Origin of the sequence: Xanthomonas populi (assembly GCF_002940065.1) — a bacterium.
Taxonomy (GTDB): Bacteria; Pseudomonadota; Gammaproteobacteria; order Xanthomonadales; family Xanthomonadaceae; genus Xanthomonas; species Xanthomonas populi.
Genome location: NZ_MDEJ01000167.1, coordinates 1 through 6,993 on the forward strand (window position 1 = coordinate 1; position 6,993 = coordinate 6,993).

A 6,993-nucleotide genomic window follows, 5' to 3' on the forward strand; every position below is an offset into this window, starting at 1 on the left:
GATTAGGGAAAATTGCTCTGGTGTGATCTCCATACCCGATAGTTTACTCGCTCAGGCCATTAGTGTTAACATGCCCTAGTTGGAGCTTTTTTCCGGAATCTTTGTCATGGTGCTGCCTTTTTGCGGGCTCGTGGGCGTGATTTTTTGTGCAAATACCCAAGTAACCGGTTGGCGTCACCAACACGCTCGGGGATGAGGGGCGCGCGCGCGCATCACCCCACCCGCGTGATCGTTGGCTCTCACGACTCCCGTTCCCGAATGCCCACGCCCTGCCCTTCTTACCCAGCCTTGGCTTGACCCGCCTGCTTGGCCGCATGGTCCTGCGTCTGGCGCATGGCACGCAGCAGATTGCCGCCCCAGATGCCAGCGATCTGCTTCTCGGTGTAGCCGTTGCGCAGCAGCCAGGCGGTGATCCCGGGCAGCTCGGAGACATCTTGCAGGCCGACCACGCCGCCGCCGTCCCAGTCCATGCCGATGCCGACGTGGTCGGGCCCGACCACGGCCAGCACATGCTCCAGATGCGCGAAGAAATCCTCTTCGGTGGCGCGCTTGATCGGGTAACGCCTTTTCGGCGACCTTGCGCTCGGGGCTGGCGCCGCTGTCGACCAGATAGCCGCCGTAGGAATTCACCTGGATCACCCCGCCGTGCTGGGCCAGCACCTTCAAGCGCGCGTCGTCGATATTGCGCGGGTGGTTGAAGACCGCACGTGCGTCGCTGTGCAACAGCACGATGGGCACCGGCGACAGCGCGATCAATAGAACCGCAGTAGTGTGGGGTCGGCCACCAGCGGGCTGGCGTTTTCCATGCCGATGTACACCACGCGCGTGCCATCGGCCTTGATACGCGCGACATCGGCGGGCGTGGTGGCGAATGCAAAGCGCTGCGGTTGCGCGGCGAGCAGGGTGTGACTCTTCAACAAACGCTACAGCCCGGCATCGCGGTCGTCCAGATGCGCGGCAGCACTGCGATTGCCCTGGCCGATGTAAACCGCCCAGAAACCGCCATCCAGCGCGGCTTCGACCATGCGCGGGTAATCCACCTGCGACAGGCATGCGCCTGCAGCACGTCGAAGTCGGGGCGCGCCAGATTGGCCGGCGTGTCCAGATGCGAATCCAGCGCGACCAAGCGTTTTTGCAAGGCGGTGGCGCGCGCCAGTTCGGCCTGCGGAAACTTAACGGCATGAACGGGCATGACGGTGGAGAGCAGCAGAGAGAAAGACAGCGAAAGCGTGCGCAAAAGCGGCTTGGACGCCACCGCGTGGGGGCAACCTACAGGGTCGCGAACAACGCGCACATACCGCCGCCGCATGCAGTGATGCAGTCGGCGGCCATCACTGCCACGCTCGCCGGGCGGTCATGCAGCCGTGTCACGCACGGCACTCAATCGCCCAGTTCGGCCAGGCGTGCGCGCACATGCGGCCACTGCCGCGCCCACACCGAACGGAACACGATCCACGCACCGAACACGCCCAGACAGGTCGAGCCCAGCGCCAGCAGTAACGGATGCAACGGCGAGCTGCTACCGGTCTGGAACAGATACATGAAGGCCCCGGAAAAAAGCAGCCACACGCCGAACACCGGCCAGTTGCTAGCCAGCAGACTCGCGTTGGGCCGCTCGATCTCGCGCAGCAACCGGGTCAGCGCTTTGCGTTCGTCATCGTCCGGTGTCATCGCCTGGTCCGCTCCACGGGGTGATCGCCGTTGTGATCGCCGCGCTAGATCACGCGGCAGAAAACAGCCTTCAAGTAACGCGATTCCTGCACGTGCGCCATGAACGGATGGTCCGGACCGGCGCCGGCCACTTTCAGGATCTGGATGGTGCGCACGGAGAAATACGAGGCGCGGCGCAACATTTCCAGAAACTCCTGCTCGGCCACCAGCCCGGTGCACGAGAAGGTGGCGAACAGACCGCCGGGCTTGACCACGCCTAACGCCAATTTGTTCATGTCCAGGTACTTCTTCAGCGCCGGAATCACCTGCTCGCGGTCGCGGGTCATCTTGGCCGGGTCCAGGATCACCACATCGAACTGCTCGCCGCGATTGGCCGCGTCGCGCAGCCACGGAAAAATGTCGGCCTGCACGAACTTCGGGCGCACGTTGTTGAGCTTCGCATTGCCCTTGGCCAACGCGATCACGTCCTCGTCGATGTCCACGCCCAGTACCTCTGAGGCGCCGCGCGCTGCCGCATACACCGCAAACCCGCCGGTGTTGCAGCACAGATCCAGCACGCTTTTGCCTTCGATCTGCTCGCTCAGCCACTGGCGGTTGTCGCGCTGATCGGCAAAGAACCCGGTCTTGTGCGCACCGGCCGGGTCGGCACGGAACTTGATGCCGTACTCGGTGATCACCGCCGCTTCGGTGGTGGTGTTGCCGTGGAAATCGAAGCTTTCCTGCTTTTGCACATGTTCGTCGGCAAAGCTGTGGAAGCGGCAGCCCGGGAACTGCTCGCGCAGCGCCTCGTAGATCCATTCGCGATGGCGGAACATGCCGGCGGCGAAGAACTCCACCACTACCAGATCGTTGTAGCGATCCACCACCAGACCGGACAGGCCGTCGCCTTCGCTGTGCACCACGCGCCAGGCGTCGGACACCGCGTCCAGGCGCAGCCAGTCGCGGCGCAGGCTCACGGCGGCGGCGATCTTGCGCGCGAACCAGCCCGCATCCACCGGCACCGATTGATCGGTTTCCAGGATGCGCACGGCGATGCGCGAATGGCCGTTGTAGAAGCCGCGGCCGATCCACTCTCCGTCCACCCCGACCACATCGACGATGGTGCCGGGCTTGGGCTTGGCGGCGGGCTTTTCCACCAGTTTCTGGAAGATCCACGGGTGGCTGGAGCGCCAGGCATTCTTGAGTCGGACGACGGGGACTGGAGTATTCATCCGCCCATTGTATCCGGCTGAATTGACGTGCCCGGCACGGGCACGCAGAATCGGGCGCAGAAGGGGAGTAGCTCCCACGAACCGCCAGCAGAAGCTGGCAAGCAACGCGTCGCAGGCTTTGGCGGTCGTTCCAGCGTTGTCGCCGTCATGACGAGCCCGCCACGTGCGGTGCTCCGGTGCTCCGGTGCAACGGCAACCGGTCCGCACCGGTTGTGAGCGAGACCTTCGCCGCGCAGGCGAAGGTCCGTCACCCGGAATCCACGATTTCCGTGTCACAAGGCCTCAGCCTACCGGCTGTCCAGGTCATTTCACTTTTCGGGATTCTTTATGCAAACCATTGGCAATGTCTGGTTATGGGGTGGCTTCGCGATCGTGGTGATCGTGGCGCTGATGGTCGATCTGGTGCTGATGCGCCACGGCGGCGCGCACAAGGTGACCTTCAAGGAAGCCACTTGGTGGAGCATCGGCTGGGTGCTGCTGGCGCTGGCCTTCAACGCCGGCCTGTGGTGGTACCTGCAGAGCAGCGCTGGCGAGGCGGTGGCCAATCGCATCGGGCTGGAATTTCTAACTGGCTATCTGGTCGAAAAATCGCTGGCGGTCGACAACATCTTCGTGTTCCTGATGGTGATGACCTATTTCGGGGTGCCCGAAGAACAGCGCCAGCGCGTGCTGATCATCGGCGTGCTGGGCGCCATCGTGCTGCGCGCGATCATGATCTTTGCAGGCTCCATGCTGCTGGAGCAGTTCCATTGGCTGCTGTACGTGTTCGGTGCGTTCCTGCTGCTGACCGGCATCAAGATGTGGTTTTCCGCCGGCAAGGAGCCGGATCTGGAAGCCAACCCGGTATTGCGCTGGATGCGCGGCCATCTGCGCCTGAGCCCGCAGTACGACGGCAACGCGCTGAGCGTGATCAAGGACGGCAAGCGCTGGTTCACCCCGTTGTTCGTGGTGCTGATCCTGATCGCGGTGATCGATGTGATCTTCGCGGTGGACAGCATCCCGGCGATCTTCGCCATCACCACCGACCCGTTCATCGTGCTGACCTCCAACGTGTTTGCGGTACTGGGCCTGCGCGCGATGTTCTTCCTGCTGGCCGGCATGGCCGACCGCTTCCACCTGCTGCCCTACGGCCTGGCGGTGATTCTGGTGTTCATCGGCACCAAGATGATGATCATCGATCTGTACAAGATCCCGGTGCTGGTCTCGCTGGCCGCAGTGGTGCTGATTCTGATCTTCACCATCGTGCTGAGTTTGATGCGGCCGCCCAAGCCCGCCCGTCACTGACGGGTTGGGATTCGGGAATCGGAATGGGCGACTGGTGGCCGCCGCGATCGATTGATCAGGCGCATGGCTGGCTGCCATCTTCGAAGGCTGGCGTAGAGCCGAGCTGGTCGAGGGCACAATGCCCTCACCGCTTGAGGGACACGCCGTAAATCCATCCATGCAGGCTCCGTGGCGGCCTCCATGCCGCCACGGGCTCCCGCAAGCGGAAAGGACATCGCACCTGGCAGCGTGGTCGTGTGCTGATGGAACAACAAAGCCGGCCGCGCCCACCTGGCGGTGAGTGCAGTCGTTTTGTTAGCCGCTCTACGAAGGCATGACACCGCATCCTGTTGCCGCCGACGACACCATCACGCAAGACCGCCTGGACCGGTCCCGGGTCCTGCGTGCCTTCAACTTCAGCTTGGCCGCGGTGCTGCTGCTGGTCACGGTGTTCACCGCCCAGGGCATGTTCGATTGGCGCGCCTGGGCCGTGGCACCGCTACAGGCCGATGGCCTGCTTGGCATCCTCACTGCACCCTTGCTGCATGGCTCGCTCGCGCATCTGGGCGCCAACACGGCCGCATTGCTGATTCTGGGCACGCTGGCAGGCAGCACGTATCCGCGCGCCACCGCCCTGGCACTGCCGTTACTATGGCTGGGCTCCGGGCTGGGCGCCTGGCTGCTGGGGGAGCCCGGAAGCCGCCATCTGGGCGCCAGCGGCGTCACCCACGGCCTGATGTTTCTGGTGTTCGTGCTTGTCCTGCTGCGCCGCGACCGGCCGGCCACTGCCACCAGCATGATCGCCTTCCTGTTCTACGGCGGCATGCTGCTGGCCATCCTGCCGCACGAGGTCGGCGTGTCCTGGCAATCGCATCTGGGCGGCGCGGTGGCAGGCCTGATCGCCGCGCTGCTGCTGCGCCTGCGCGACCCGCAACAGGCCAAGCCGCGCTACAGCTGGGAAGACGAGGACGAAGACGCCGCCTGGGACATCAATAACGCCGAACCCAACGTGCTGGAACCGCCACCACCGCGCCAGGTGCCGGTGCTGTGGCAACGCCAGGAAGACGGCTCGCACAACGTGGTGCTGCATTTCCCGCCACGCGAACGGCCGCCCGGAACCTAGCGCGCCGGCATCAGGCGACGATCGAAACAGTTGACGTAGTCACCCCTGACTTGCGTAGGCGCGTGCCTGCGCGCGACGGGGCTTCACCAACATCCCCCATCGCGCGCAGGCACGCTCCTATAACGGATGATCTCGAGCGGCAGTCAGAAACGATAGTCGCGGCGACAAAGACGCAATCTCGCCATCAGCAGTGATCTCGACCCAGGCGCAAAGATGCAGCAGCGCAGATCTATGCGGCCACGTCAGAGAGCGACAACGAAGACGCCTGCTGCGCCATTTCAGGCGCCTTTACAGCCGCTTCGCAGCCAGCACCGACACTATTTGCGCTCACTCAACGCACGCCGCGCCAGGCAAGGATCGTCCGCAAAGAACGCATCGATACCGACATCCAGATACGCCTTCAGCTCGGCCAAAGCGCCAGCTTCGTTACGCTCGGTCACCGCGCCACTATTGCGGTTGTTGGCTGCCAGAAAATAATTCTCCGGGCGGAACGTATATGGCTGCACCTGCAATCCCGCCGCATGCGCGTCGTGCACCAGGCTGGTCGGCGTGCTCAGGCGTTGCTGCGCATCCAACGGAATGATGCTGCGGATGTCAGGGCCGATCGCATCAGCATAGCTGGCGATCTGCTTCAGCCCCTCGGGCGTGATCATCTGCCCGTAGGTACGCGGCGCGCTGCCCACGCCCGCGTCGGGCAACGCCATCTGCGCGCCACCGAGCAACTGCAGCAGACGGATAGTGCTGCTGCGCCCGATCTTGCCACGCACGTAACGCAGGTTGCCGATCTCGAACGACTGGATCACCACCGGCGCGGTCCGCGTGTACGCATGCGCACGCAAGGTCTCCAGCACTTTGTCTTCCATCGCCAGATTCAGCGCACTGAAATAGCTCGGGTGCTTGATCTCCGGAATCAGCCCGATCGTGCGCCCGGTCGCCGCCGACTCGGCTGCGACGAAATCGATGATCTCGTCGAAGGTGACGATCTGAAACTGCCCATCCCAACGCGTGCCACGCAACTGCGGCAACCGCTCACGCGCACGCAGCGTCTTCAATTCGGCCAGGCTGAAGTCTTCGGTGAACCAGCCTTCCATCGGCTGGCCATCGATGGTCTTGCGGGTCTTGCGCGCCGCAAACTCCGCATGGCTGGCCACATCGGTGGTGCCGCCGATCTCGTTCTCATGCCGCGCCACCAGCACGCCATCCTTGGTCGACACCAGGTCCGGCTCGACAAAATCGGCGCCATCGACAATGGCTTTGGCGTACGAGGCCAAGGTGTGTTCCGGGCGCAACGCGCTGGCGCCACGGTGCGCAAAGATCTGCACCGTTTTCGCCAGCGGCGCTTCTGCAACTGCGTGGCCGCTCATGCCGACCATCATTGCTCCCACTATCCAGACACGGTGGAACTGCATCATGCATGTCTCCAACTGAAAAGCAGCTATCAAAACCACCGCGTAACCGCCAGGCGAGCACGGCCGATGGTCGGTGCGGCATGTACGACGCGTACAACCCGATTACTCCGCGCCATACGCACCCACCTGACGGCCACCCGCTATGTTTTGTTAGTCGCTCTAAAAACTATCAACATCCATCAGCATCGGAAATCCGTAAGCAGCTGCAAAATCCGCTGTTACGAATCCCCAATCCCGATTCTGAGGTATCCCCACGTTTTTCAGCCCATGACCATCTGGTTGTAGACGTGTTCGGGCAGTGTGCGTAATCGCTCCA

The 6,993-nt window shown here is 63.3% G+C and carries 5 protein-coding genes, 1 other RNA gene and 1 pseudogene; 3 read left to right on the forward strand and 4 right to left on the reverse strand.

The features are described from left to right. Positions 1-278: 278 nt before the first annotated feature. The 3 genes and pseudogenes from XpopCFBP1817_RS18420 to XpopCFBP1817_RS18430 form a co-directional block, all read right to left on the reverse strand. Positions 279-1,192, reverse strand: a pseudogene (locus XpopCFBP1817_RS18420) (dipeptidase). Positions 1,193-1,380: 188 nt separating this feature from the next. Beyond that, positions 1,381-1,671 carry a hypothetical protein gene (locus XpopCFBP1817_RS18425; RefSeq protein WP_128418221.1) on the reverse strand — a complete coding sequence of 97 codons (291 nt, stop codon included), beginning with the start codon at positions 1,669-1,671 and terminating at the stop codon, positions 1,381-1,383. A 44-nt stretch (positions 1,672-1,715) separates the two neighbouring features. Continuing rightward, a complete protein-coding gene (locus tag XpopCFBP1817_RS18430; RefSeq protein ID WP_128418222.1) occupies positions 1,716-2,882 on the reverse strand; it encodes a class I SAM-dependent rRNA methyltransferase in 1,167 nt (388 codons plus the stop codon). Between the two features lie 327 nt (positions 2,883-3,209). Between XpopCFBP1817_RS18430 and XpopCFBP1817_RS18440 the strand changes: the two genes are divergently transcribed. Both XpopCFBP1817_RS18440 and XpopCFBP1817_RS18445 read left to right on the forward strand, forming a co-directional pair. Further along, positions 3,210-4,166, forward strand: coding sequence for a TerC family protein (locus tag XpopCFBP1817_RS18440; RefSeq protein WP_128418223.1), 957 nt, complete (start codon positions 3,210-3,212; stop codon positions 4,164-4,166). A 313-nt stretch (positions 4,167-4,479) separates the two neighbouring features. Continuing rightward, positions 4,480-5,268, forward strand: coding sequence for a rhomboid family intramembrane serine protease (locus tag XpopCFBP1817_RS18445; protein ID WP_128418224.1), 789 nt, complete (start codon positions 4,480-4,482; stop codon positions 5,266-5,268). A 317-nt stretch (positions 5,269-5,585) separates the two neighbouring features. Here the strand turns inward: XpopCFBP1817_RS18445 and XpopCFBP1817_RS18450 are convergent, their stop codons facing one another. After that, on the reverse strand, positions 5,586-6,680 hold the full coding sequence (locus XpopCFBP1817_RS18450) for a glycerophosphodiester phosphodiesterase (protein ID WP_128418225.1): 1,095 nt from the start codon (positions 6,678-6,680) through the stop codon (positions 5,586-5,588). 77 nt (positions 6,681-6,757) lie between these two features. Between XpopCFBP1817_RS18450 and XpopCFBP1817_RS18455 the strand changes: the two genes are divergently transcribed. Next, a non-coding RNA gene (locus tag XpopCFBP1817_RS18455) (sX9 sRNA) lies at positions 6,758-6,833 on the forward strand. The last annotated feature ends 160 nt before the right edge of the window (positions 6,834-6,993 follow it).

Excerpts from the sequence above, each read along its gene's own strand:
- XpopCFBP1817_RS18445 (WP_128418224.1), top strand. The coding sequence starts at position 4,480 with ATGACACCGCATCCTGTTGCCGCCGACGACACCATCACGCAAGACCGC.
- XpopCFBP1817_RS18450 (WP_128418225.1), bottom strand. The coding sequence starts at position 6,680 with ATGATGCAGTTCCACCGTGTCTGGATAGTGGGAGCAATGATGGTCGGC.
- XpopCFBP1817_RS18425 (WP_128418221.1), bottom strand. The coding sequence starts at position 1,671 with ATGACACCGGACGATGACGAACGCAAAGCGCTGACCCGGTTGCTGCGC.
- XpopCFBP1817_RS18430 (WP_128418222.1), bottom strand. The coding sequence starts at position 2,882 with ATGAATACTCCAGTCCCCGTCGTCCGACTCAAGAATGCCTGGCGCTCC.
- XpopCFBP1817_RS18440 (WP_128418223.1), top strand. The coding sequence starts at position 3,210 with ATGCAAACCATTGGCAATGTCTGGTTATGGGGTGGCTTCGCGATCGTG.